The organism is Halorarum salinum, assembly GCF_013402875.1.
In the GTDB taxonomy this organism is placed as follows: domain Archaea; phylum Halobacteriota; class Halobacteria; order Halobacteriales; family Haloferacaceae; genus Halorarum; species Halorarum salinum.
Window position 1 is genome coordinate 3,274,131 of the sequence record NZ_CP058579.1, and the last position, 24,537, is coordinate 3,298,667.

The 24,537-nt window shown below is 71.0% G+C and carries 27 protein-coding genes; 13 read left to right on the top strand and 14 right to left on the bottom strand.

The window, feature by feature from the left end:
• Positions 1–4: 4 nt before the first annotated feature.
• Complete coding sequence (gene lonB, locus HUG12_RS16535) at positions 5–2,098, bottom strand: ATP-dependent protease LonB (protein ID WP_179269836.1); 2,094 nt, start codon at positions 2,096–2,098, stop codon at positions 5–7.
• 167 nt (positions 2,099–2,265) lie between these two features.
• Here lonB and HUG12_RS16540 point away from each other — a divergent pair, with 167 nt between their 5' ends.
• Together HUG12_RS16540 and HUG12_RS16545 are read left to right on the top strand one after the other, a co-directional pair.
• Entirely contained in the window at positions 2,266–2,799 is a 534-nt protein-coding gene (locus HUG12_RS16540) for a nicotinamide-nucleotide adenylyltransferase (protein WP_179269837.1), read from the top strand.
• Between the two features lie 7 nt (positions 2,800–2,806).
• Positions 2,807–3,595, top strand: coding sequence for an SAM hydrolase/SAM-dependent halogenase family protein (locus HUG12_RS16545; protein WP_179269838.1), 789 nt, complete (start codon positions 2,807–2,809; stop codon positions 3,593–3,595).
• Between the two features lie 73 nt (positions 3,596–3,668).
• On the opposite strand, the gene HUG12_RS16550 is transcribed toward HUG12_RS16545, so the two are convergent.
• A complete protein-coding gene (locus HUG12_RS16550; protein ID WP_179269839.1) occupies positions 3,669–5,021 on the bottom strand; it encodes an APC family permease in 1,353 nt (450 codons plus the stop codon).
• A gap of 67 nt (positions 5,022–5,088) precedes the next feature.
• On the bottom strand, positions 5,089–6,645 hold the full coding sequence (gene thsA / locus HUG12_RS16555) for a thermosome subunit alpha (protein WP_179270673.1): 1,557 nt from the start codon (positions 6,643–6,645) through the stop codon (positions 5,089–5,091).
• A gap of 173 nt (positions 6,646–6,818) precedes the next feature.
• Between thsA and HUG12_RS16560 the strand changes: the two genes are divergently transcribed.
• The gene (locus HUG12_RS16560) at positions 6,819–7,649 is read left to right on the top strand and encodes an amidohydrolase family protein (RefSeq protein WP_179269840.1); all 831 of its coding nucleotides are present in this window, start codon (positions 6,819–6,821) and stop codon (positions 7,647–7,649) included.
• 43 nt (positions 7,650–7,692) lie between these two features.
• Here HUG12_RS16560 and HUG12_RS16565 read toward each other — a convergent pair whose 3' ends face one another.
• Complete coding sequence (locus HUG12_RS16565; RefSeq protein WP_179269841.1) at positions 7,693–8,610, bottom strand: glycosyltransferase family 2 protein; 918 nt, start codon at positions 8,608–8,610, stop codon at positions 7,693–7,695.
• A gap of 108 nt (positions 8,611–8,718) precedes the next feature.
• The gene (locus HUG12_RS16570) at positions 8,719–8,991 is read right to left on the bottom strand and encodes a MarR family transcriptional regulator (RefSeq protein WP_179269842.1); all 273 of its coding nucleotides are present in this window, start codon (positions 8,989–8,991) and stop codon (positions 8,719–8,721) included.
• Between the two features lie 126 nt (positions 8,992–9,117).
• On the opposite strand from HUG12_RS16570, the gene HUG12_RS16575 reads away from it, so the two are divergent.
• Positions 9,118–9,510 carry a PPOX class F420-dependent oxidoreductase gene (locus HUG12_RS16575; protein WP_179269843.1) on the top strand — a complete coding sequence of 131 codons (393 nt, stop codon included), beginning with the start codon at positions 9,118–9,120 and terminating at the stop codon, positions 9,508–9,510.
• Positions 9,511–9,647: 137 nt separating this feature from the next.
• The gene (locus HUG12_RS16580) at positions 9,648–10,370 is read left to right on the top strand and encodes a class I SAM-dependent methyltransferase (protein WP_179269844.1); all 723 of its coding nucleotides are present in this window, start codon (positions 9,648–9,650) and stop codon (positions 10,368–10,370) included.
• Between the two features lie 49 nt (positions 10,371–10,419).
• On the opposite strand, the gene HUG12_RS16585 is transcribed toward HUG12_RS16580, so the two are convergent.
• Together HUG12_RS16585 and HUG12_RS16590 are read right to left on the bottom strand one after the other, a co-directional pair.
• On the bottom strand, positions 10,420–10,830 hold the full coding sequence (locus HUG12_RS16585; RefSeq protein WP_179269845.1) for a TRAM domain-containing protein: 411 nt from the start codon (positions 10,828–10,830) through the stop codon (positions 10,420–10,422).
• 43 nt (positions 10,831–10,873) lie between these two features.
• Positions 10,874–11,734: a YkgJ family cysteine cluster protein gene (locus HUG12_RS16590; protein ID WP_179269846.1), complete on the bottom strand. Its 861-nt coding sequence runs from the start codon at positions 11,732–11,734 to the stop codon at positions 10,874–10,876.
• A gap of 118 nt (positions 11,735–11,852) precedes the next feature.
• Here HUG12_RS16590 and HUG12_RS16595 point away from each other — a divergent pair, with 118 nt between their 5' ends.
• Positions 11,853–12,056 (top strand): DUF7511 domain-containing protein, encoded by a 204-nt coding sequence (locus HUG12_RS16595; protein WP_179266821.1) that lies wholly within the window; start codon positions 11,853–11,855, stop codon positions 12,054–12,056.
• A gap of 20 nt (positions 12,057–12,076) precedes the next feature.
• On the opposite strand, the gene HUG12_RS16600 is transcribed toward HUG12_RS16595, so the two are convergent.
• Together HUG12_RS16600 and HUG12_RS16605 are read right to left on the bottom strand one after the other, a co-directional pair.
• Positions 12,077–12,868 (bottom strand): MBL fold metallo-hydrolase, encoded by a 792-nt coding sequence (locus tag HUG12_RS16600; RefSeq protein WP_179269847.1) that lies wholly within the window; start codon positions 12,866–12,868, stop codon positions 12,077–12,079.
• A 3-nt stretch (positions 12,869–12,871) separates the two neighbouring features.
• Positions 12,872–14,575, bottom strand: coding sequence for a radical SAM protein (locus HUG12_RS16605; protein ID WP_179269848.1), 1,704 nt, complete (start codon positions 14,573–14,575; stop codon positions 12,872–12,874).
• Positions 14,576–14,987: 412 nt separating this feature from the next.
• Between HUG12_RS16605 and HUG12_RS16610 the strand changes: the two genes are divergently transcribed.
• Together HUG12_RS16610 and HUG12_RS16615 are read left to right on the top strand one after the other, a co-directional pair.
• Entirely contained in the window at positions 14,988–15,146 is a 159-nt protein-coding gene (locus HUG12_RS16610; protein ID WP_179269849.1) for a DUF7559 family protein, read from the top strand.
• Positions 15,143–15,811: an Hsp20/alpha crystallin family protein gene (locus tag HUG12_RS16615; protein WP_179269850.1), complete on the top strand. Its 669-nt coding sequence runs from the start codon at positions 15,143–15,145 to the stop codon at positions 15,809–15,811. Before HUG12_RS16610 ends, HUG12_RS16615 begins: the two co-directional genes overlap by 4 nt.
• On the opposite strand, the gene HUG12_RS16620 is transcribed toward HUG12_RS16615, so the two are convergent.
• From HUG12_RS16620 to HUG12_RS16630, 3 genes are all read right to left on the bottom strand, one after another.
• Complete coding sequence (locus tag HUG12_RS16620) at positions 15,812–16,996, bottom strand: NAD(P)/FAD-dependent oxidoreductase (RefSeq protein ID WP_246308073.1); 1,185 nt, start codon at positions 16,994–16,996, stop codon at positions 15,812–15,814.
• A 37-nt stretch (positions 16,997–17,033) separates the two neighbouring features.
• On the bottom strand, positions 17,034–17,801 hold the full coding sequence (locus tag HUG12_RS16625; RefSeq protein ID WP_179269851.1) for a creatininase family protein: 768 nt from the start codon (positions 17,799–17,801) through the stop codon (positions 17,034–17,036).
• A gap of 83 nt (positions 17,802–17,884) precedes the next feature.
• Complete coding sequence (locus tag HUG12_RS16630; protein WP_179269852.1) at positions 17,885–18,676, bottom strand: DUF7388 family protein; 792 nt, start codon at positions 18,674–18,676, stop codon at positions 17,885–17,887.
• A 370-nt stretch (positions 18,677–19,046) separates the two neighbouring features.
• Between HUG12_RS16630 and HUG12_RS16635 the strand changes: the two genes are divergently transcribed.
• From HUG12_RS16635 to HUG12_RS16655, 5 genes are all read left to right on the top strand, one after another.
• Positions 19,047–20,141 carry a PhnD/SsuA/transferrin family substrate-binding protein gene (locus HUG12_RS16635; RefSeq protein WP_179269853.1) on the top strand — a complete coding sequence of 365 codons (1,095 nt, stop codon included), beginning with the start codon at positions 19,047–19,049 and terminating at the stop codon, positions 20,139–20,141.
• Between the two features lie 29 nt (positions 20,142–20,170).
• Positions 20,171–20,944 (top strand): phosphonate ABC transporter ATP-binding protein, encoded by a 774-nt coding sequence (gene phnC, locus HUG12_RS16640; RefSeq protein WP_179269854.1) that lies wholly within the window; start codon positions 20,171–20,173, stop codon positions 20,942–20,944.
• The gene (phnE, locus tag HUG12_RS16645) at positions 20,941–22,068 is read left to right on the top strand and encodes a phosphonate ABC transporter, permease protein PhnE (RefSeq protein ID WP_179269855.1); all 1,128 of its coding nucleotides are present in this window, start codon (positions 20,941–20,943) and stop codon (positions 22,066–22,068) included. Before phnC ends, phnE begins: the two co-directional genes overlap by 4 nt.
• A gap of 90 nt (positions 22,069–22,158) precedes the next feature.
• A complete protein-coding gene (locus tag HUG12_RS16650; RefSeq protein WP_179269856.1) occupies positions 22,159–22,311 on the top strand; it encodes a hypothetical protein in 153 nt (50 codons plus the stop codon).
• A gap of 73 nt (positions 22,312–22,384) precedes the next feature.
• Complete coding sequence (locus tag HUG12_RS16655) at positions 22,385–22,537, top strand: hypothetical protein (RefSeq protein WP_179269857.1); 153 nt, start codon at positions 22,385–22,387, stop codon at positions 22,535–22,537.
• Between the two features lie 38 nt (positions 22,538–22,575).
• Here HUG12_RS16655 and HUG12_RS16660 read toward each other — a convergent pair whose 3' ends face one another.
• A complete protein-coding gene (locus tag HUG12_RS16660; RefSeq protein WP_179269858.1) occupies positions 22,576–23,175 on the bottom strand; it encodes an NUDIX hydrolase in 600 nt (199 codons plus the stop codon).
• A gap of 131 nt (positions 23,176–23,306) precedes the next feature.
• The gene (locus HUG12_RS16665) at positions 23,307–24,446 is read right to left on the bottom strand and encodes a glycosyltransferase family protein (protein ID WP_179269859.1); all 1,140 of its coding nucleotides are present in this window, start codon (positions 24,444–24,446) and stop codon (positions 23,307–23,309) included.
• Positions 24,447–24,537: the final 91 nt, after the last annotated feature.

Consider the following 24,537-nt stretch of genomic DNA (forward strand, 5'->3'; position numbering starts at 1 on the left):
CGCCCTACTGCGGGCTGGGACTGGAGGGGCCGCGGGTGCCCTGCCCCTCGCCGGCCTTCTCCAGTGCGGAGCCGGTGATGTTCTTCAGCCGGTCGACCAGCGAGTCCTTCTCGGCCTCGCCCTCGAGCGCGTAGTCGAGCACCTCGGAGATGTGCGAGACCGGGATGATCTCGATCATCTCCTCGTACTCGTCCTCGATCATCACGTCCTGCTCGTTGGCCTTCGGGATGATGACGCGGTCACAGCCGGACTTGGCGGCGGCCTCGATCTTGTGGGTGACGCCGCCGACCGGGAGCACGTCGCCCCTGACCGACAGCGAGCCGGTCATGGCGAGGCTCTGGTCGACGCCGACGTTCTCCAGCGCGGAGATGACCGCGGTGGCGACCGTGATCGACGCCGAGTCGCCGTCGACGCCCTGCTGGCCGGTCTGGACGAACTGGATGTGGATGTCCTGCTCGGTGATGTCCTCGTCGGAGAACTTCTTGATGATCGCCGAGACGTTCTGGACCGCCTCCTCGGCCATCTCCTGTAGCTGCCCGGTGGCGATGACCTGTCCGGGACCCTGCGAGGGCGTCACCTCGGCCATGACGGGGAGCATGATGCCCGAGTCCTCGCCCATGACGGCGAGCCCGTTGACGCGGCCGACCTGGAAGCCCTCCGCGACCTGCAGTTCGTAGTCCTTCCGACGCTCGATGTAGTCGTCCGCGAGCTGCTGTTCGATGGAGCGGCTGCGCCCCTTCGCCTGCAGCACGTGGTCGCGGGTGACCCGGTCGGCGCCCTCGCCGCGGGCGATGTCGCCCGAGACGCGGACCAGCCCGCCGAGGTTGCGCAGCTTCAGCGTGAGGTGGTCCTTCCGGCCGGCGCGGCGGCGCGCCTCCAGGATGACCTCCTCGATCGCCTCGGCCTCGAACTCCGGCAGGCGGCCGTCCTTGGCGACCTCCTGGGCCACGAAGCGGGCGTACTTCCGGCGCATCTCCGGGGTGTCCTCGATGGTGTCGTCCATGTACACCTCGTAGCCGTACCCCTTGATGCGCGAGCGGAGCGCGGGGTGCATGTTCTCCATCGCGTCGAGGTTGCCCGCCGCGACCATGACGAAGTCCGTGGGGACGGGTTCGGTCTGGACCATCGCACCCGAGGAGCGCTCGGACTGGCCCGTGATGGAGAACGCGCCCTCCTGGATCGCGGTCATCAGCTTCTGCTGGGACCGGATGTCGAGCGTGTTGATCTCGTCGACGAACAGCACGCCCTTGTTCGCCTTGTGGATGCCGCCGGCCTCGACGCGGTCGTGGCTCGGCGTCTCCATCCCGCCCGACTGGAACGGGTCGTGGCGCACGTCGCCCAGCAGCGCGCCCGCGTGGGCGCCGGTCGCGTCCTCGAACGGCGCGGTCTTCGTGTCGGCGTTGTTGACCAGCAGGTTCGGGATCATCGCGTCCGAGCCCCGCGAACTGTAGCGGAACGCGAGGTAGATGATACCCGCGGCGATGATGCCGATGAGGATGTTCCCGATCGCCAGCAGCGCGTAGCCGAGCACCACCGCGATGATGATCCACATCAGGAACGTCCGCATCTGGTTGCGCTTGCGGGCCTCCTCCTTGTGGGCCTCGACGATCTGTTCGCCCTTGCCCGCCGGCACCGTACGGACCTTGGGGTTGTTCCCGTCGTCGGGGTTGTGGTACACCAGGACGTCCTGGAGCTCCTCGGGCGGGAGGAGTTCGGACATCGCCTTCGCCAGCATCGACTTGCCCGTCCCGGGCGAGCCGATCATCATCACGTGGCGGCGCTGCTTGGCCGCCTTCATCACCACGTCGCGGGCGTGCTCCTGCCCGATCACCTGGTCGACGAGCCTGTCGGGGACCTCGATCTCGCCGGTGGAGTCGATGAGGAGCCCACCGAGCAGGTCGTCCTCGGCCTCCTCGTCGATCTCGGCCTCGATCTCGACGTCACTTCCGAGGTCGTCGATGGCGGCGTCCTGATCGGACGGGTCGTTGGACGTTCCGACCGTCCCGTCTTCCGCCGCACCGTTCGACCCCGGGTCGTCGACGGCGGGGAACTCCTCGGCTGCCCCCTCGCCGCGACTCTCGTTCGAATCGTTGCTCATAGAATCGTTACTACCGAAATCGAGGGCCCGTGAACTGATATACTTTCTCCCCTCGCGGCCTCCCCGACCCCGATCGGAAACCGCTCGTAAACCCGCGATAGGCCGGGATTACGCGGTCGCGCCCGTCCCGTCGGGCTTATAAACTCCGCGCGAGATACACGGCGTGTATGCGGGGGTTCTACATCGGGCGGTTCCAGCCGTACCACAACGGCCACCACCACATGGTCGAGGAGATCGCCGGCGAGGTCGACGAACTGGTGCTCGGCATCGGCTCGGCCGGCGACTCCCACACCATGCGCAACCCGTTCACGGCCGGCGAGCGCATCATGATGGTGAGCAAGTCGGTCGACGAGTTCGACCTGCGGACCTACCCGGTCCCCATCGAGGACCTCGAACGCAACTCGGTCTGGGTGAGCCACGTCCAGTCGATGTCCCCCAAGTTCGACGTCGCCTACTCGAACAACCCCCTCGTCGTCCAGCTGTTCCGGGAGGCCGACGTGGAGGTGCGCTCCTCGCCCATGTTCCGGCGGGAGGTGCTCGAGGGGACCGAACTCCGCGACCGGATGGTCCAGGGCGACGACTGGGAGAACCTCGTCCCGGACGCCGTCGTGGAGGTCATCGACGAGGTGGACGGCATCGAGCGCATCCGCCGCGTCGCCGACACGGACGCCAACGGCGACGACAGCGCCGACCCGGAGTAGGACGGGGATGTTCACGCTCGCCTCGGACTTCGGCTCCCCCTACCCGGCGGCGATGAAGGGCGTACTGCTCACGGAGGCCGACGGGGACCCCCGACTCGTCGACGTCGCCCACGACCTCCCCAGACAGGACCCCCGCGCGGCCGCCTTCTGGCTCCGGTTCGTCCTCCCCGAGTTCCCGCCCGCCGTCCACCTCGCGGTCGTCGACCCCGGCGTCGGCACCGACCGGGCCGCCGTGGTGGTCGGGGCCGGCGAACACGCGCTCGTGGGACCGGACAACGGGTCGCTCCTCCCGCCGGCCCGCGCGCTCGCGGGGATCGCCGGAACGGAACCGGACGTGTTCGCCGTCGACGTCGACGACCCCCGGAGCAGCACCTTCCACGGCCGGGACGTGTTCGCCCCCGCGGCCGCCGCGGTCCACGACGCGGGCGCGGAGAACCTCGCCGACCTCGACCGCCTCGAACCGACCGACGACTACGTCGACCTCCGCCTCCCGGAGGCCGAGGTCGAGGACGACCGCGCGGCCGGCGAGGTGCTCGTCGTCGACGGCTTCGGCAACGCCGTGACGAACGTGCCGGGCGCGTTCCTCGACGGCCGCGTCGGGGAGGAACTGCGGGTCGAGACCCCGGAAGGGGCCGTGACCGCGCCCGTCGTGGAGACGTTCGCCGCCGTCGACCCCGGCGACCCCCTGGTGACCGTCGGGAGCCACGGCTACGTGGAGTGCGACGTCAACCGCGGGCGCGGCGAAGCCGCGTTCGGGGTCGGTCCCGGGGACGAACTCGTGCTATCGTTCGGATGAACCGGCCGGCCCGTCGACTCGGGGGCCGGCCTGACTCCCCGACGACCTGTATCCACGACGGCGCTCCGCCGGTTCACAACGCGTCGGAGAGGTCCTCCTCCACCGTCTCGATCTCACGCTCGAGCACGTCGCGCTCGAAGTAGAGCAGTTCGACGGCGACGACGGCGACGGTCAGCGCGAGCACCATGTAGAACGTGTGCCGGTTCGCGGTGTACAGGTGATACAGCATCACCGGGAGAAAGCCGGCCGCCCCGACCGTCCCGACTGCCGTCGGGGCGGTCCGAACCTCCGACCGGTCGCGGTTCCGGAACGCGAGGTAGCTCATCCCGCCGAACACCACGATGAACGCGACGGACGCGAAGTTCGTGATGGCCTCGAGGCTGCCGTAGGCGGTGAACGCCGCCGTGACGGCGCCGAGGAGGAGCAGCGTCCGGTGGGGGACCCCGCTCTCGCTCGAGTCGCCGACCCGGTCCGGGAGGAGGTCACTCGAGAGCATCCCCTTCGCGAAGTAGCCCGCCGAGAACAGCGTCGCGTTGATGGCGCTCCCCGTCGAGAACAGCGCGGACAGCGAGATGACGAGCGCGCCGGCGCCGGCCATCCCGACCACGCCCGCCATCCGACTCGCCGCGTCCTTCAGCGCCGTGTGCGGGTTCGCCTGAAGCGCGCCCGGCGCGAGGTGGTACGTCGCGATGCCGACGAGCAGGTAGACGAGGACGGCGACGGGGATGGAGACGTACACCGCCTTCCGGATCGTCGCCGAGGCGCCCTCGATCCCCTCCTGGTCGTAGAACAGGAGCTGCCACCCCTGGAACGCGACGAACGAGACGCCCGCGGCCATGATCGGCCCGACCGAGGCGAACTGCGAGACGCCGTACTTCACCGGTTCGGTCGAGACGAGATAGCCGTAGGCCAGCCCGCCGACGCCGAAGAGCAGGAGGATGGCGACCTTGAGCCCGACGAGGACGTTCTCGGCAGACCCGGTCGCCCGCGCGCCGAGGAGGTTCAGTCCGACGAACCCCGCGACGGCGAGCACGGAGACGACCGGCCGCAACGGGACGCTCCCCACGGAATCCGGGACACCCGGGAGGGTGAGCCCGAACTCCGCGAACGCGAACGCGTACATCGCCATCGAGCCGACGTAGCCGAACAGGAGCGTCCAGCCGACCATGCCAGCGAGCGTGGCGTTGCCGGTGAAGTACTGGACGAACGTCACCGACCCGCCGTTCCCGTCGACGATCTCGTTGAGCGCGACGTACGAGTGGGCCGCACACAGCGCGACGACGCCGGCGAGCAGGAACGCGAACCACGTCGCCGCCCCGGTTATCCCGGCGACGACGCCGAGCACGGCGTAGATGCCGCCGCCGATCATCCCGCCCAGCGCGATCGAGACCGCCTCGGTCAGTCCGAGGCCCGGACCGTCGGGCATGTGCTCAGGTACGGCGCGGGAACTGAAAGGGGGAGCGGCCGACCCGGAAAAACGACCCCGGCGGGGCTCAGTTCGCCGCGATGACGTCGTCGATGCGGAGGATCATCGTCGCCGCCTCGGTCGCCGACTCCAGCGCCTCGCGCTTCACGGCGGCCGGGTCGTACACGCCGACCTCGGCGGGATCGCCGATCCGGCCCGACTGACCCTCGGCGACGACGCCCGCGACGCCGTCGCGGTCGAACGTCGCCCGGAGTTCGACGAGCGCGTCGATGGGGTCCATCCCGACGTTCTCGGCGAGCGTCCGCGGGATCGCCTCGACGGCGTCCGCGAACGCCTCGACCGCGAGCTGCTTGCGGCCGGTGACGGCGTTCGCGCCCGCGCGGACGTGGTCGACGACGGCGACCTCGGCCGCGCCGGCGCCGGGGACGACCGCGCCGTCCTCGACCGCCGCGGTGACGACGCCGACGGCGTCCTCGAGGGCGCGCTCCAGTTCGTCGACGACGTGTTCGGTGCCGCCGCGGACGAACAGCGTCACCGTCCGGGAGTCGTCGGTCCCCTCGACGACGGCGAACTCGTCGTCGCCGAACTTCTCGACGCGGACCTCGCGGGCCGTCCCGAGGTCGGCGGGCTCGACGTCGGAGACCGTTCCGAGCCGGGAGGCGCCGGTCGCCCGGGCGAACGACCCCGCATCGGACTTCTTCACGTTCGAGAACGCGAGGATGCCGGCGTCGGCCAGGTGGGCGGCGACGCGGTCGGAGATCTTCTTCGAGCAGACGATCACGTCGACGCCCGCGTCAGAGAGCGCGGACGCGATGGCCCGCCGTTCCTCGTCCTCCGCAGTCAGGGCCGCGTCCAGTTGGTCGACGGAGGTGATCGTGTACTCGGAGTCGACCTCCCCGCTCCGCACGTCGAGCTTCGCGTCGACCACCGCGACCGACGCGTCCTCGACGCGCCGGGGCATGTTGTCGTTGGCCGGCTCCTCCTCGAGGACGACCCCCTGGACGAGTTCCGTCGCGGCCGCCGAGCCGCCCGTCCACGTGAACGTCCGGATGTCGTCGCGGTCGACCCGGCCGTCCTCGGTCACCTGCGTCACGGCGTCGACGACGAGTTCGGCGAGGCGGTCCGCGGTCACGTCGCCGGTCCCCTTTCCGGTCATCGCGGACTCGGCGACCGCCCGGAGGAGGTCCCCGTCGACCTCGTCCCCGATCACCATGCCGTCGACGGCGTCGAGCGCCAGCCGGAGCGCCTCATGGTAGCCCTCGACGATCGCCGTCGGGTGGACCCCGTCCTCGAGGAGGTCCTCGGCGCGGCCGAGCAGTTCGCCGGAGAGGACGGCCGCCGTCGTCGTCCCGTCTCCGAGCTCCTCCTCCTGGGTCTCGGCGACCTCGACGAGCATCTGGGCGGCCGGGTGCTCGATGTCCATCTCCGTGAGGATGGTCGCGCCGTCGTTCGTGACGACGACGTCGCCGGAGGTGTCGACGAGCATCTTGTCCATCCCGCGCGGCCCGAGCGTCGTCCGTACCGCGCCGGCGACCGCCCGACCGGCCGCGATGTTCGAAGACTGGGCGTCGCTCCCGCGGGTGCGCTCGCTGCCCTCCGCGAGAACGTACAGGGGTTGCTGCATGTTCGACATGATACTCACCGGAGGAGATGGTTGCGGTTCTATATGAAGTTTTCGAGCACTGTCGGTCGGAATATGGAACTTTCGGCCGTGTCAGACCTCGGCACGGCGGGTGTCTACGGCGGCGTCAGCCCTTTCTACAACAACTAAGAGGGGCCCTCACGTTGCCCCACCGGATGCTGGAACTGGAACACGGGTTCCGGGTGGTCGACGTGCACGCGCAACTCGATCCCGACGAGCAGGCGGTCGCCACCCACGGCCGGGACATCTCCCCGGAGCGCCTCCAGCGCGAGATGCACCAGGCGGGCGTGGTGCGCGCGGCCGTCTCCCCCGGCCCCCGCCCGCGAGGTGAGGGCTACCTCCGTGCGAACAACGCGGTCGCTCGGCTCTCCGTCGAGCGCCCGTTCGTCGCGATGGCCCGGCTGAACGGGCCCCGGAGGGTCGGTGCGAGCGCGGGCTCGCGGCTCCGGAACCTGGCCGCGGTCCCCGGTGACCACCACGCCGAACCCGGGGACGTGGAGCAGTACGCCTACGACCACCGCTTCCACGGGTTCGTCGTCGACCCGACCCACGACGGCCTGCCGACCGAGGCCGTCCTCGAACAGATCGGGGCGACCGACTCGCCGGTCCTGCTCCACAGTTCCGAACGGGTCCCCCCCGCCGCCGTCGCCGAGTCGGTGCTCGAGTACGACTTCCCGGTCGTGCTCACCAGCTTCGGCGGGTTCCCGCTCGACAGGGCGCGCATGGACGAGGCGCTGGCGCTGCTCGACAGCTACGACGACCTCCACCTCGACACGAGTTTCGTCCGGTACCGGGAGGTGCTCGAACGGGGGCTGCTAGAGCATCCGGACAGGGTGCTTTTCGGTTCGGGCGCGCCGGACACCCACCCGGACGTCGGCGTGATGGAGGTGCTCACGCTCGACGTGCCGGAGGACCTGATGACGCGCGCGTTCACGAAGAACCCCGTCAGGCTGTTCCCCGGACTGGCGACCGGCGCCGAGGACTGACGGGCGAGCGGGCCGGCGACCGGCGGGGACCGAGGGTTCCGGGTTACGGCTCCCGCCAGTCGTACTTCGCGACGGCGCGGTCGGCACGGACGCTGAGCCCGTGGGGGTTCCGCGTCGAGGACCGATCACTCGCCCGCGCGACCAGACCGTCGGAGGCTCCCGTCGCGATCCCCGTCAGCACGTCGCGGCCGTTCCCGATCCAGGAGGTGGGGGTCGCCTCGCCGCGGGTGACCTCGCGGAGCGCCCCCCGACCGTCCGAGACGGCGTGCGCGAGGGTGCGACGGGCGACCGTCGGCCGGACGCCGTAGTTCTTCACGAGTCGGTACGCGAGCGCGCGGTACTTCCACCCCCAGTCGTGCTCGGTCCTCCCCCCGTCGGCCGCCGTCGGCGCCTCCCGGCGGACGGCCATCCCGGGGCGCCAGGCCACCTCGACGTCCATCCCGGCGAGGCGGTGTGAGACGTCCCGGGAGCCCCCCGTCTCCAGGTACTCGTCGAACCCGTCGAGTTTGGAGAGCAGGTCCGCGCGGAACGCGGCGTTGCGGCCGTTGACGTACGTCACCTCGCGGCCGACGATCCGCCGGCGTTCGACCGCCTCGCTCGTCGCTCCCCCTTTCACCGTCCGTCTGAGGGGTCCGGTCACCGCGTCGGCGCCGTCGACGAGCGCGTCCGCCACCGTGTCGAGCCAGTCCGCCTCGACCCGGTGGTCGTAGCCGAGGAGCGCCACGGCGTCGCCGTCTGCGATCTCGATGCCCGCGTTGCGCGCGACGTTGACGTTGCGGGCGGAGATCTCCACGAGCACGTCCACGTCCTCGCGGTCGCGTACCATCCCGGTCGTGCCGTCGGCCGAGGGGCCGTTGACGACGATCACCTCCGCGTCCGGGGCGTGCTCGGCGAGCGAGTCGAGGCTCGCCGCGAGCAGGTCCCGGCCGTTGAGCGTCGGGACGACGACCGAGATGTCCATGCGGGGATGTTTCCGCTCAGCCACTTAAAAGAGGGGTTTCGGGGTGACGGGCGTCCGACGGTCGCACGGGCCGTCTCGGACGTGATCTCCGTTTTCGTGTGAATTCCCCTACGTGTTGAGGAAGTACACCTGCTTGCGCGCGTCCTTGAAGGAGTAGCGCGACCCAACCAGCTCGCACTCCTCGAGGCGGTTCAGCGCATAGCGAACCGTCCGGTCGGGGAGCAGCGACTCGTCCGCGAGCTGCCCCTGCGAGAGCGGTGCCTCGCCCTCGAGCACCTTCGCCACCAGTTTGGCGCTCGGGGGGAGTTCACGGAGCCTGTCGCGGTACTCCGTCTTCGATAGGGGGTCGTTACCATCCACGTCCGCGGTACTGGTGCTCATACCACCAGCGAACGGGTGGTCATTGGTAAAGGTTACCTCAATATGACTGCAAAGGGTCCGTATTCCTTATATCCCTTATATCGATCGCCGGGAACGGTGAAGTGGCGGGCGGGGGAACTGGCGTGCGTGATCCCCGAGAGCCACCGGGACGTCCTGGAGAAGGAGTCGTTCGGCCACGTCGCCACCCTGCTGCCCGACGGGTCGCCGCACAACACGCCGGTGTGGGTCGACCACGACGAGGGGGAGGCGGTCCTGTTCAACACCGCCCGGGGCAGGCGCAAGGAGCGGAACATGCGCCGGAACCCGATCGTGTGCGTCTCCGTGACCGACCCGGACGACCCGTACCGGTACGTCTCCGTCCGCGGCGAGGCAGAACTGACCGAGGAGGGCGCCGTCGAGCACATCAACGAGCTGGCGCGCAAGTACATGGACGTCGACGAGTACCCCTACCTCGACGAGGAGGGCGGAGCGCGCGTCCTCGTCAGGATCCCCGCCGAACACGTCGTCACGAGCGGCTGACAGGGTGGAACGGTGCTCGTGTGACACGGGCCTGATCCCGGTCGACGGATCCGCGACGCACGCGTGAGGTGTGAGAACCCGCACGCGACGGTTCAATCAGTACGGTTTTACCACTCCGGCGAGCACCCGGTGATAGCGTGAAGGGGCAGGAGTGGTACCAGGCGGACTCGGTCGCCGAGGAGTACGACGCCAAGCGGTTCTCGCGGGGCGGCAGGCTCATCGACCGCCGGGAGAAGGAGGCGGTGCTGGAGGCCGTCGCGCCCGTCGAGGACGAGCGGGTGCTCGAGATCGCCTGCGGGACCGGCAGGTTCACCGCGATGCTCGCCGAGCGGGGCGCCGACATCGTGGGGCTCGACATCTCCGACGCGATGCTCTCGCAGGGCCGGGAGAAGGCCCGGCGCGCCGGCGTGAGCGACCACATCGAGTTCATGCGCGGCGACGCCGCCCGCCTCCCGTTCCCGGACGACCACTTCGACACCGTGTTCGCGATGCGCTTTTTCCACCTCGCGGACACGCCCGCGAAGTTCCTCGCGGAGATGGCCCGCGTCTCGAAACGGCGGGTGTTCTTCGACACCTTCAACGGGACGTCGCTGCGCGTGCTGTACAACTGGGCGCTCCCGATGGGGTCGCGGCTCTACGGCCACGACGAGGTCGAGCGGCTCCTCGCGGACGCGGGGCTCGGACTCACGAACGACGCCCACGACTTCCTGCTCCCGTACGGCTTCTACCGGAAGGTTCCCAACTCGATCGCGGACCCGTGCCGGAGCACTGACACGAAACTCGGCGCGACCCGGCTGGGTCGGACGCTCGCGTCCGTCTCCTACTGGACGGCCGAGGTCCGTGGCGACTCCTCGACCTGAGCAGGGCGACCGTTCGGCCCGGATCGGGCGACAGTTCGGCCCGAAGCGGCTACCCCTCGATGACCTCGCCGACCGCGAAGTTCGACTTCACCTCGGTCACCTCGATCTTCACCCGCTCGCCGACCTCGGCGCCGGGGACGATGATGACGTAGCCGCGCTCGACGCGCGCGATGCCGTCGCCCTGCTTTCCCAGGTCCTCGATCTCGACGTACCGGATCTCGCCCGGTTCGACCGGCGGCTGCGGTCCGTCGCCGGAGCCGGTCGCCTTCGCGCCGCCGGAACTCCCGGCGTCGCCGGCGTCGGCGTCGGCCCGTTGCGAGATGAGCGCGACCCGGTACACGTCGCCCGCGGCGACGCTCCCGGTCTCGATCTCGCGGCGCGGCACTTCGATCACGTAACGGTCGTCGTTCTCGCGGACTTCGGCGCTGAACAGACAGAGGAGTTCGTCGGAGATGTTCACGATATATACCTCTGCTAGGACCTACGAGCGAGGTGACAAATACCTACCGCCGGTCGGATCCGTCCCCGCCCGGGTCCGCGTCGGCTCCACCGCCGCCGCTCGCTGCGCCGCCACGGTCGTCCGTCGTCCCCGGCGCGTCCGACCGGTCCCCCTCCGCCGGAACGTCGGCCGGTGCTCCGCCCGCCGGCGCGTCGAGCGGCCTGCCGTCCGGCCGCTTCGCGCCCTCCGAATCGTGGACGACGACCTCGCCGGGGTCCGGAGTCGCGGGTTCGTAGCCGTCCCGGACCGCGATCGCCTCCTCCAGTTCGCGGACCGACCGCTCCTTCAGCGCGGCCGCGAGCTCCTCGGCGTCGGCGCGAGTGATGTCGCGGCCGAGCCCCTCGCACTCGTGTGCCCGGACCATACCGGCCTCGTCCACCGCATCGCCCATCGGCCGTGCGGTGCCGCCGAGCGCGACGCTGAACGGGTACGTCCGGCAGACGAGCGGCCGGTCCTCGTGGACCGTGCAGGCGCCCATCCCGTCGTCGCCCTCCTCGTAGAACGTACAGTCGCCGCAGGCGTCGGTCTGGAGCGCCCACTCGAACGTCTCGCCCTCGGGCCCGTCCGGGCCGTCCGTCAGCCCGTACGGCATCGGGCGGGCGACGTCGCGCCAGTCGTAGTCGGCCTCGCTGCTCCGTTCGACCCCGCCGTCCCCCGGAACGTCACCGCTTTCCCGCGTATCGCCGCCCCCCTGCAGTTCCCGAACCTCGTCGGGGAACACCGTCGCGGTGTGGGGGTCGTCCGCCTCCGCCTTACAGCACGCGCCGCACCTGGTACACTCGAACCCGATGGTCTCGACGGCGTCGGCCAGTTCGGCCTCGTCGAGTTCCCGCGCGCGGGCGAGTTCGGTTTCGAGCGAGTGCACGCCGCGGGGTCGGGGTGCCGCGGGGAAAACCCCGTCGGCTCCGGGCCTCGGGACCACTCAATAGGGGAACGGACGGCTCTTAGCAGGCGTTAGGTGGGAAGCAGTCCAGCGACCGTTGATGGCTGGCACGCCAGAGGCCCGCAACCGCGGCATCGACGTCGAACCCGACGTCCCGACCGACCTCCGGGCCGTCGTCGTCCGGTACGACGGGGGTCCGGACCGGTGTACGGTGAGCCCGCGCGACGTCGACGAGGCGCACCGCCTCACCCGCTGGCTCTCCGTCGACGCGGACGTGCTCGTCCCCCTCGAGGCCATGTGCTGACCCGCCGGTGCCGCCGACGGTTACGCCGGCGCAACTCGTCCGGTCCCGCGGTCGTACCGGACGCGCCCGGCCCGTGACAGTTTCTCGAGGTGCGCGACGACGGTCGCCCTGGCGAGGTCCCGGACGCCCGAGAGGTCCTTGTCGTAGGCGGCGTCCAGCACGGCGTCCACGTCGGCCGCGCCCGACCGCACCGCGGCGAGCACCTTCGCCTCGCGGTCGAGGCGGTGGGCGACGAGTCGCTCGCAGGTCGCCCGCGGGTCGTCGACGACCGGGCCGTGGCCGGGGAACAGCGCGGTCGGGTCGCGCGCGTGCAACCGGCGGAGCGAGGTGAGGTACGCCCGGACGTCGCCCTCCGGCGCCCCGACGACGACACTCCCCTCCGCGACGGCGACGTCGCCGGAGAGGGTTCCGAGCGGCGTCTCGAAGGCGACGTGGTCGGTCGCGTGACCCGGCGTGGCGAGGACGACCGCCGGGCCGACGCGGTCGCCCTCGCGGAAGGTGCGGTCCGGTTCGACGCCGGTCGCCTCGGCGAACCGACCTTCCCGACACCGGCGGGCCCAGACGGTGGCGCCCGTTTCGGCGGCGTAGTCGGCGACGGCGCCGACGTGGTCGGGGTGTGTGTGCGTGACGGCGACGTGGGCCACGGGCTTTTCCCGGACCGCCGCGTCCAGCGAGTCGGTCCGTCCCGCCGGGTCCACCAGCAGGCTCTCCGGACCGGCGTCCTCCGAGCCGGCGCCGGTCACGAGGTACGCGTTCGTCTGCCCCGTCGGCGCGCGGGTGGCGACGGGGACGGAGAACCGGTCGACGTACATCGGTCAGTCCGCCCGCCCGGGCGTCCGGGCGGTCACGTACCCCGGAACCTCCACGCCCGCGGCCTCGGCGACCTCCTCGGTCGAGTCGTACGGCCGGTTCACGAGGATGTCCCCCGCGGTCCCCTTGCCCACCCCCGGGATGGCGGTGAGTTCGTCCATCGGGGCGGCGTTGGCGTCGAGCGGGTACGGTACCCCCGTCACCGAACGGTAGCCCCAGTCGACGACCGCCACGTCGACGGTCCGGCCGAGCTCCCGCTCGCCGGGGATGCCGACGAGGATGGGGTAGGTGCCGAGCTGTCTGCCGAAGGTCGTGCCGTCCTCGTGGTACTCGAGGTGGACGTCCGGCAGCACGGTTCCGGACGGCATGACGCGCTCGAGCATCGGCCGATCGACGGTCTCCCGGACCTCCCGCTTGTACCGCTGGAACTCCTTCTTGTGTTCCCGCGCGAGGTCGGCGCCGGTCTCCGCCATCTCGGTCCCCTCGAACGCCATCACCTGCCGGATGTTCACCCGGCGGAGCATCAGCCCCTCCTCCATCACGCTGTCCAGGAACTCCCTGTTGTGCGCGAAGGTGTCCTCCGTCTCGCCCTCGAGGCCGTGGACCAGGTTGATTCCCGGGAGGAGCTTCGGCAGTCGCGTCCCGCGGTCGTCGTCGGGTCGCCACCCGGCCTCCTCGTTGACCACGCGGACGGCCTCGAGACACTCCTCGGCCGAGACGAGGAGGTTGTTCCGCTCGCGCACCTCCGGGTCGGCCGATTCGAGGCCGAAGGCGGCCGTGTCGCCGGCCGTGTCGTGCTCGGCGATGATCCGGATCGCCTCGCGGGACGCGTCGGGATGGTCCGTGATGGTGACGGGGTTCATGTTGTCGAGGTGGAGCGTCTCCAGGCCGGGCGCCACCTCGCGGATGCCGGCGTAGAGCTGTCGGAGCGCGTCCGGGTTCGGCGCCTCGCCGTCGCCGCCGAACGCGAGGATGTCCGCCTGCCGGCCGAGTCGGAAGTGGGCGACGCCGTGGTCCGAGAGCGCGTCGACCTCCGAGACGACGTCGGGGGCCGTCCGGAAGTCGGGGTCGCCGTACAGCGGTTCCGTGCAGAACGAGCAGCGGTACGCGCAGCCGCGGGACGTCTCCAGTTCCGCGATGAGGTAGTCCGGGTGGTTCGGGTGCTGCTCGACGACGAACGCCCCGAGGCTCGACCAGCGGGACACCTCGTCGTACTCGCGAATCCGGTTGCCGAACCCCTCCAGTCCGTTCCCGACGAGGTCGTAGGCCGCGGCCTCCACGTCGCCCATCGCGACGAAGTCGTAGTCGAGGTCGTCCCGCTCCATCTCCTGTGCGCCGGCGTTCTCCTCGCCGACGCCGAAGCGGACCGGGCCGCCCAGCAGGGTGACGCCGTCCGCGGTCCAGGCGAGCTCCCGTACCTCGTCGGGTTCGGCGGGGGTGCCGCCGACGTACTTCCCGGGGACGGTCATCCCCCCGACGTAGACCAGCAGGTCCGCGTCGGCGACGTCCGCCCACTTCCGGCGGTCGTCCCGGAGTTCGTCGACGGTGTGGTAGGTGACGTTCGACTCGGGGACGCCCGCGTCGACGAGCGCCCCGGCGGTGAACCGGGGGTACGTCGAGACGTACGGCGGGACGCCGAAGTGCGCCGGCTCGTCCACGTAGCCGTCGACGATGGTGACCGAGAGGTCCGTGGGAGCGGGCGCGGTCATGTGAGGGCGTGGGCGCGCGAGGGGCTAAAGACGTGCGGTCTCCGCGACCGGCGCGCGACGCGAGCCCCCTCGTGGGGCTCTCGTGAGCGAAGCGAACGAGAGCACGCGGGTCGAGCGCAGCGAGTCCCGCGAAGCGAGCACGACGCGCGCGAGGGACGAGCACCGGAGCGCGACCGTAGGGAGCGCGAGGAGCGCAGGCGCGGTCCCCCGGGTCGACGGCCGCGGGGGCTTTCGAGGAACGCCCCGCGACTGGCCCGACCTCGGAACCGACAGCCACGGGGACTTTCGAGCACTGCGCCGCGACGACCGAACCGACTCGGGAGCCGAGCGCCGGAGGGCCTTCCGGGGACCGAACGCCGCGTCACCCTCCACCCCCACGTCGTTTATGCCCTGCCCGCCCCTATCGCCGTCCATGCCAGCCACGAAGGAGGTCAAGTGCACGAGTTCGGACTGCGAACTGGACATGTTCGAGAACCACTACACCTACGACGTCGCCGAGGACCACACGGTCGCGGACCTCTCGTGTCCGATGTGTGGCGGCACGGACTGTCTCGAGGTCATCGAGCTATGACCGGCCGTGGGGACCGTGCGAGCGGCCTGAAGTCGGTCGGCAGGTCGGCCGTCTCGACGGTCGTCGACCGGATCGGCCGCGGGATGGGGAAGGTCCAGGAGCGCACCCCGCTCCCGTACGACCTCCTCGAGAGCGCCGACGCCTACCTCGTCGTGTTCGACGCGCCCGGCGCGACCCGGAGCGACGTGCAGGTCCGGTTCCACGAGGGCGCCGTCGAGGTGCGCGTCGACCGCTTCCGGGACTTCCGCGAGGGGTTCGAGATGCGGTTCCCCGGCCGGGGGCTGGCGCTCGACGGCCGGGCGGAACTACCCCCTCACGCCTCCGTCGACGCCTCCGCCGCGTCGGCGACGCTGACCGACCACGGGACGCTCCGCGTGCGCGTTCCGAAGCGGGAGGCTGAGGGCGGAACTACGGTCGCCATCGACGCCGAGGAGGAAGCCGGGCCCCGGGAGGACGAACGGGTCGACTCGGCGGGCGAGGAGGCGAGCGAGACGGACGAGGAGTGGGAGAAACCGGTCGGCGAGGCGGTCGGGATGGGCGAACCCGAGGACGAGTCCGAAACCCTCGAGGAGTCCGGCGGGTCCGACGGGGACGAGGGCCCCGAGGAGTTCGAAGGTCCCGACGAGTACGAGGAGTCGGCCGACGGCGAGTCCGACGAGGAGTAGCTACGGACGGTCGCCCCCCGTCTCGACGGCCATCCCCTCGCGGATCTCGAACTCCTCCTCGCCCGTGAACCGCGCCGGGTCGAACGGGTCGATCCCCGCCGACTCCCCGAGGATCCAGTCGGCGATCGCCTCGCCGGTCGCCGGCGCGCGCATGAACCCGTGGCCCTGCCACCCCGCGGCGACGTAGACGCCCTCGCGTATCTCGCCCAGCAGCGGGTCGCCGTCCGGCGTCGCCGTACAGAGCCCGGCCCAGGCCCGCTCGACGACCGGTTCGTGGGACGCACGGCGACCCAGCGCGTCGCCGAGGTCCGCCCGGAACCAGTCGTCGGCCCCCCGGTCCCAGTCGTCCGGGTCCGCCTCCTCGGGGACGGTGCCGTCGCCGCCCAGCAACCCGGTCGGGTGCGGCCGGAAGTAGACGCCCGCGGAGGCGTCGTAGCACATCGGGCCGTCGTAGGCGGCGCGGGAGGTGAGCGCCTGCACGCGGTACGACTTCAACGGGACCGGGATGCCGGCGTCGGCGAGCACCTCCTTCGTGTGTGCGCCCGCGGCCACGAGGACGGCGTCGTACTCGTCCGTCGGGGACGCCGACGGGGTGCACGCGACGACTCCCGGCCCGCCGGGGTCGACGGCGACGGGTTCGTTCGCCCGGATCTCGGCCCCGGCTTCCCGTGCTAGCCCGAGCATCGCCTCCACGTACGAACCGGGATCCGTCCAGCCGGCGTTGGTCGCGACGGCCGCGGCGGCGACGTCGTCGCTTCGGAGCGCGGGGAAGCGGTCCCCGAGGTCCGCGGGAGCGACCGTCTCGACTGGTCGGCCGTGCGACCGCATCCGCTCGGCGCTGGCACCGATGGCCTCCGCGAGCTCGGCGTCCCCCGCGCGAGCGAGCATCACGTACGGGCACTCGTTGAACTCGAACCCTCGGGTCCCGGAGAGCGCGCGGAAGCGCTCCATCGCCCTCGCGCCGAGCCGTGCGTCCACGTCCTCTGCGTAGGCGTCGTAGAGCACGCCGGCCGCGCGACCCGAGGCGCCGGAGCCCGGCTCCCCCCGGTCGTGGACCGTCACCGCCGCCCCGCTCGCCGCGAGGTCGCGGGCGGCGGTGAGCCCCACCGCGCCCGCGCCGACGACCGCGACCCTCATCGTCGCACCGTCGTCCATCGCGCCATCGTCGGGCGCCTTCCCGTCCATCGAACCATCACCGACCGCCTTCCCGTCCGTCGTTCCCTCATCGATGAGGTTCTGGCAGGAGCGCGTCGAACGGCTGCTCCGTGAGCCAGCCGACGAGCGCGTCGAGTTCGCTCACCGCCTGCTCGTACAGCTTCCGTCCCTTCTCGGCGCTCCCGTCGGTCGGCCGGCCGGCCACGCCGGACTCGGAGAAGTCGGTTACGTCGAAGCCGACCTCGGCGCCGTGGACCGACCGCCCCCACGAGTCGGCCGCCCCGGCCTCCGCCTCCTCGAGCGCCGCCTCGCGGACGAGGTCCCCGGCGAGGTGGGCGACCATCGACGTCTCCATCCCGTCGGCGTGGCCGATGTCGGACTGACCGAACAGTTCCTCGTCGAGGCCGTCGAGGCTCGACCACCAGTTCCAGGGCGCGGCGAACGCGAGCCGATCGGTCCGGAGCCGTCGGGCGCACCGCGAGAGCGCGTCGACGTTGCCGCCGTGGCCGTTGACGACGACCGCCTTCCGGACGCCGTGGCTCGCCATCGACGCGAGTATCTCGCCGACGTAGTCCTCGAACGTCTCCGGGTCGGCCCAGAGCGTCCCGTCGAACTGGCGGTGGTGCGTGGACACCCCGACCGGGACGGTCGGGAGGACGGCCACGTCCTCGCGGTCGATCCCCCGGGCGACGGCCTCGGCCGCGAGGAAGTCGGTGCCGAGCGGGAGCGCCGGACCGTGCTGTTCGACCGAACCGGTCGGGAGCACCGCGACCTCGACCTCGCCGTCGAACAGGTCGCCCGCGCCGGTCGTCGTCTGCTCGTGCAGGAGTCGCATACCCCCGGGTCCGCGGGAAGCCACTTAGCCGGTCGGGTAGCGATCCGTGGACCGGGACGGAGCGACCGCGGGAACCGGACGCCCTACCGAAGCGTCTCGACGCCCGCGGCCGGATAGCCGACGACGTGGTCGGCGCCGGCGTCCTTCAGCGCCCCCACGCGCTCGCCGATCGCGTCGGCGTCGCCGACCAGCGCGAAGTCCCGAACCGCCTTCGAGAGCACCTCGCGGGCCCGCCCCCGTGCGGTCGAGTCGGTCGCCGCGTCCTCCGGGAGCGCCCGGCGGACCGGGTTCCGGCGGGCGGCGTAGGCCCCCACGGCGTCGAGCACGGCGTCCTCGTCGTCGGAGGGGACCGTCGGGGCGTACACCGCCAGGTCGCCGTCGAAGCCGGCGGCCCGCAGCGCGCGGAGGTCACGCTCGGTCGAGCGCGAGAGGAGTTCGTACTGGGTGCCGCCGGCCGCGAGCGCGACTCGCTCGACGCCCTCGGTGCCGACCCAGGGGTCGGCGGCGGCCTCCACCGCGTCGCCGAGTCGCGGGGCGACCGCCCGCGCCGCCTCGCGGTCGGTGAGGTAGGCGGCGTGGCCGGCGACGAGCACCCGCCGGACGCCCGCGGGGAGCCTCCGGGCGAGCGAGTCGTCGCCGTGTGGGTCGAAGCCGTCCGCCCGAACCGGCGTGGTGAGTCGGACCTCCCGCTCGCCGATCAGGTCCGCGAGGCGGTCGAACGCCGGGAGGGCGTCCCGGCCCTCGTAGTCGACGCAGACGAGGTCGTACGGGAGGTCCGCCGCGACCCCGACGTCGCACTCGGTCGGCTTGAGCGCCACCCCGTCGAGTCCCGTCCGCGCGGCGACGCTCCCGTCGCTCCCCGTGACGGTTCTCATCGGTCGCTCCCCCCCTGGGCGTCGCTGTCGGTCGTGAGTTCCCGGTTCATCCGGCAGGAACGGTCAGAACGGTCGCGGAACGCGATCCATCGCCTGTGCGGCCATGGTGCAACCGAATCGGGTCTCCCGTATAAGCGTGGCGTCCGCGACAGAATCGACGGCCGGCGGGCGGACCGGAGGCGCCGTTCGACTCGGCACTCATGATCCCGAAACACCCCGTTCCGGCGGACTCGCCGCGTCTGACGGCGGTTCGCCGGCGACGCGACGCGGGGGGGAGTCGGGCACTCGTCTCCGTAGTTCCGCGGAATCTATGTAGCCAGAACGACCACACATATCAAGATATAAAACCGATGAAGGGTTTGCTCCGTCCATGCCCCACAACCGGTGGTCGGCTAATCGGCGCACCTTCCTCAAAACGACTGGAGCGGCCGGAATCGCGGGCCTCGCTGGCTGTACCGGTGGCGAGGACGGCGGGAACGGCGGCGACTCCGGCAACGGCGACGACTCCGGCAACGGCGACGACTCCGGAAACGGCGACGACTCCGGAAACGGCGAGACGACCAGCCAGGTCGAGAGCACCGCCGAGGCGCAGTTCATCCTGAACCCCGCCGAGGCCGACGTCGAGATCGAACAGCAGTACCAGCCGATGTTCGAGTACCTCGAGTCCGAGGTCGACGTCGAGATCGAGAGCGACCGCGCGGAGAGCTACACCGCGACCCTGCAGTCGATGCGCAACGACCAGGGCGAGATCGCGGACATCTCCCCCTCGGCGGTCATCGCGGGCGAGGGCGTCGTCGACGTCGTCGGCATCCGCGTCGCCTACGGCGCGGCCCAGTACTTCTCGACGATCACGACGATGGCCGACAGCGAGTACGAGTCGCTGAGCGACCTCGAGGGCGAGCAGGTCAACCTCGGCGACATCCTCTCCGTGTCCGGCACCCTCGTGCCGCTCGTGATGCTGAAGCAGGCCGGGCTCGACGTCGGCAACGCGCCCGACGGCGACGCCGTGGACTTCGAGGCCGCCTACTCCGACCACACGACCGCGCGCGAGCAGATGGTGAACCGCGGGGACGTCGCGGCCGCCGGCACGGGCGCCTTCTCCTCGGCGCCGTACGTCCCGCAGTCCGACTTCGAGGCCGAGTCCGAGACGTTCGTGGAGATCTCCGCCGAGTACGAGAACGCCGGCAGCGCCATCGAGGAGGAGGGCGTCGAGCTCGACCTGCTCGCCGTCTCCGACCCGATCCCGCGCGCTCCCCTCGTGACCCGGAGCAACTGGGACAGCCCCGTCAAGGCCGAGATCGAGGAGGCCATCCTGAACGTCACCGAGGAGGACCTCTCGCACGGCGACGACTACGACGGCGAGCCGCTCTGGTTCACCGGCGTCAACGAGGGTAGCTTCGACGACTACCAGCCGATCGCCGACGTGATGGACGAGCTCGGGCTCGAGTTCGAAGACCTTTCCTGACGGTCCATCATACCCATTTTCGAGGCTAAATGAGCCGCATTACTGTCGACGGGGTGACGAAGACGTTCGGCGAGACCGTCGCGCTCGACGACGTCTCGTTCGAGATACCGGACGGCGAGTTCGTCATCGTGCTCGGCGTCTCCGGGTCCGGGAAGTCCACGCTTCTCCGGTGTATGAACGGGCTGGCGGCGCCGACCGAGGGAACGGTCACGGTGGACGGCGAGGAGGTGACCGGGCCGCGCGCCGACGTGGCGATGATCTTCCAGCAGCACAACATCATCGGCCAGATGACCGCCTTCTCCAACGCGCTCACCGGGTCGCTGAACCGGACCGGGTTCTTCGAGAGCCTCCTCCAGTTCCAGGATCGCGAGGACAAGTACCAGGCGCTGGAGGCGCTCGACACGGTCGGGCTGCTGGACGAGGCCCAGCAGACCGCCCGACGCATGTCCGGCGGCCAGCAGCAGCGCGTCGGCATCGCGCGGGCGCTGGTCCAGAACCCGAACATCATGCTCGCCGACGAACCGGTCGCGAGCCTCGACCCGGGGAGCTCCCAGCAGGTGATGGGGTACCTGCGGACGGCCGCCGAGGAGCGCGGCCTCACCGCGCTCATCAGCCTCCACCAGGTGAACCTCGCCAGGAAGTTCGGCCAGCGGTTCATCGGCCTCCGGGACGGCGAGAAGGTGTTCGACGGCTACCGGGACGAGTTCTCCATGGACGTCATCGACCGCATCTACGGCGACATCGACACGGAGGGCATGTTCGAGGCCGAGGACGCGACGGACGACGAGGAGGCCGTCGCATGAACGGCGACGGCCCGACCCCCGAGGACGGGGCCGACGCCCCGGAGTCGGACGGGTCCCCGGACGCGAGAACCGACGGCGGCGCGACCGACGGCGTGGACCCGCGCGTCCGCGAGCGGTTCGAGGACATCGTCTTCGCGCGGCGGGTCCGCGCCGCGGGCTACGCGATGCTGTTCGTCGTCGTCGGCTACCTGTTCTACAAGGCCCTGCAGGCCGTCGAGTGGTTCGAGGCGGAGATGTCCCAGTACGTGGGGACCTTCGTCGAGGCGCTCGGCGACTTCTTCCCGTTCATCGTCTCCGTCGACGGCTTCCCGTTCGTCTGGTTCGACCCGAGGGGCTTTCTCGAGTACTGGGCGTTCATGCAGGAGCGGAACCTCATCTACGACTCCGAGTTCTTCGCGGAGGCGGGGGGCTTCCTGGAGTACCCGATCGTCCTCCTGACCGGCCCCGGGGGGCCGCTCGGCATCCTTGGCGAGGCCGGCGTCACCCTCTCGATGGCCATCGCCGGCACCGTCATGGGCTTCCCGCTCGCGCTCGCGTTCGGCATCCTCGGCTCCGAACGGGTGCTCCCGTTCCCGTTCAACTTCCTCTTCCGCGGCGTGATGTCCTCCATCCGTGCCATCCCGGCGCTCGTGTGGGCGCTCATCTACGTCCCCCTCGGCGGCATCGGGCCGACGACTGCGACGCTCGCGATCGCGACCGACACCATCGGAAACCTCGGCCGGCTGTACACCGACGAACTGGAGGAGATCGAGGACGGCCCCATCGAGGCGATGGAGACGACGGGCGCCGACAAGCCCCAGACCATCGTCTTCGGGATGCTCTCGCAGGTGACGACGCCGTTCATCGCGTGGACGCTGTACATCTTCGAGATCAACGTCCGCATCGCGGTCACGCTCGGCATCATCGGCGGCGGGGGGCTCGGACAGATCCTCTCGGTCCAGCAGGGGCTGTTCGCGTTCACGAACATGATGGCGACCATCCTCGTCATCATGATCCTCATCATCTCCGTCGAGATGTTCTCCCAGCGGCTCCGGTCGTACCTCCGCGGCGACGACGAGGCGCAGGGGCTGATCCAGCTCGTCGTCGGCTTCCCCCAGCGGATGGCCGAAGCCGTGCTGAAGTAGTCGACCGCGGCCGCCCGGGCGGTTTTTTCGGTTCCGCGGGTCACGCTCGACCGACGACGGCTATTTGGCGGCGCGGGACGACCGGCCGACATGGACATCAGCAACGTCCTCGGCGAGCGACTCACCGCCGAGGAGGACGGCGGCCGCGACGTCGTCCAGTCGAGCCGGCTCGCCTCCATCCTCGTCCTCCTCGCCATGCTCGGCTCCTTCTTCCTCGTGCTGGTCGTCCTGAGTTACGTGTAGGACGGGATCGGCGTGTCGAACGGAACCCACGTTCACCCAACAGGTATGTATCGGGGGCTCGTTCGAACGGGACATGGACATCGGTCCGATCATCGGCGGTGACGGGAGGGGCGCCGGCAGACCCGGCGACGGGTTCGTGGAGTCCGACCGCCTCCGGACGGTGCTCGTGCTCGTCGGGTTTCTCGCCCTCTTCTTCGGCGCGCTGGTGGTCGTCAGCTACCTGTAGCGCGCTGTCGGCGTCCCCGGAGCGGACGATCGGCGTCCCTATAGCGGGTAGTCGGCGTCGGGGTCGACGACGCGGTCGACCTCCTCGGGCATCCGCCAGTCGGTCGTCAGTTCGAGCAACTGGACGAGCATGCGGCCGGTCGCGCCCCAGACGGTGTAGCCGTCGACGTGGAAGAAGTGGAGTCGCACCTCGCCGTAGTGGCTGTGGTCCCGGCGCTCCGACTCGTAGTTCGAGAGGTCCGTGAGGTCCGAGACCGCGAGCACCGCGATCTCGGCGACCTCGCCGTCGTTCGGCAGGTAGGTCCGGTCCGGCACCGTGCCGACGAACGGCGTCACCGCGAACTCGGAGGTCGTCGGCACGTCGTCGAGGCGGCCGACCACGTCGACCTCCGTCGGCCGGAGTCCGATCTCCTCCTCGGCCTCGCGCAGCGCCGTCGCACGGAGGTCCTCGTCCGCCGACTCGACGCCGCCGCCGGGAAAGCTCATCTGGCCCGGGTGGCTGCTGAGGTGTTCGGCCCGCTTCGTGAACAGGACATGGTCCTCGCCGTCGCGGTCGACGACGGGGGCGAGCACCGCCGCTCGTCGCTCCGCGTCCGAGACCGTCACCGGCGCGTGCCTGCGAACCCCGTCGAGGTCCATGGGGCCACTGCGCGGGCGTCGCCCTTGAACGTTGTAGTCGACTCCGCCCCGTGCGTCGACCGGACCGCCGGTCGGCCCCCTCCGTCGGTCGTCGACCGGGTGGTCGACGCCGCTCGGACGCGAGACTCGCCTCAGGCGTCGGAGTCGGTCGAAACGCCCCCCTCCGCCGCCGCGGTGAGGTCCTCCGCCGCCGCGTCGAACGCCTCGTCCCGGTCCACCGGCGCGTCCCGCCACGGGGGGAGCCGGGTGTCCTCGCCGGGCGGACCGACGGCGTCGGCGTAGGTGTGCACCTGCGCGCGCTCGTCCTCGAGGTCGTACTCGAAGCCGTTGAACGCCGCGTCCGCCGCGTACGCCCGGAGGAACGACCCGGCCGCCTCGCGGTAGCGGTCCGGGAGCGTCGCGTAGTCGGGTTCCACCCCGCGCTCCTCGACCGCCCGGAGCAGCGCGGCGCCCACCGACCGGCTCATGTCCGAGAGCCCCGTCGGTCCGGAGACCGCCCGGTGGTCGTGGGCGTAGCTCCCGAGGTCCACCTGCGCGGATCCCTCGAAGCCGACCGCCCGGAACGCGTCTGCGAGGGTGCCGACCTCCAGCCCCCACCCCCGCTGGACGCGGAGGGAGGCGGCCACCTCGCTCGTCGTCGCGAACTCGCCGGCGAGCGCGTAACGGAACGAGTCGAGGTACGCGAGCAGCGGATCCGCGTGGGCGTCCCGGAGCGCCCGTACGAGCGGCGCGTAGAACAGTCGAAACAGCCGGCCGTACAGCTTCCCGTCCTCGACCCGGGCGTAGTAGCCCTTCGAGAAGTCGAAGCCGTGCGCGAGCGGGAACAGCAGGCGGCGGACGTACGCCCGCGAGTAGGAGGTGGTGTCAGCGTCGTGGAGGACGACGTACTCCTCCTCCAGCGCCCGGCCGAGCGCGAGCCAGACGTCCCGTCCCTTCCCCCGCTCCCCGTTCACGCCCTCGTCCGCGAGAAGCTCCCCGAGCCGGGGGCCGTCACACCAGACGACCTCCAGCGGGAGGTCGAAGCCCTCGAGCCACGCCCGCACGTCACCGACCCGCTCCGGCGAGGCCCGGAGCGGGACGACGACCCGGGCGGGCGCGAGCGCCTCCAGTTCCGCGAGGACGCGTTCGGCGGCGAGCCCCTCGTACTCCCGCTCGGTCATCGGCACGACGACCGCGGCCCGGTCCACGGGCGCCGGCGGGGCGGCGGCCGCGTCCCGCGCGTCCTCCCGGAAGTCGTGGAGGGTCGCGACCCGCTCCTGTACGTACTCCATCGCCCCACCGTCCGGCCGTGCGGCGCATAAAGCCGGTGTTACGCGGGCCGGGAGACGATCCGGTCCGTTTCCGGCGGCAGGTCGAGCCGCG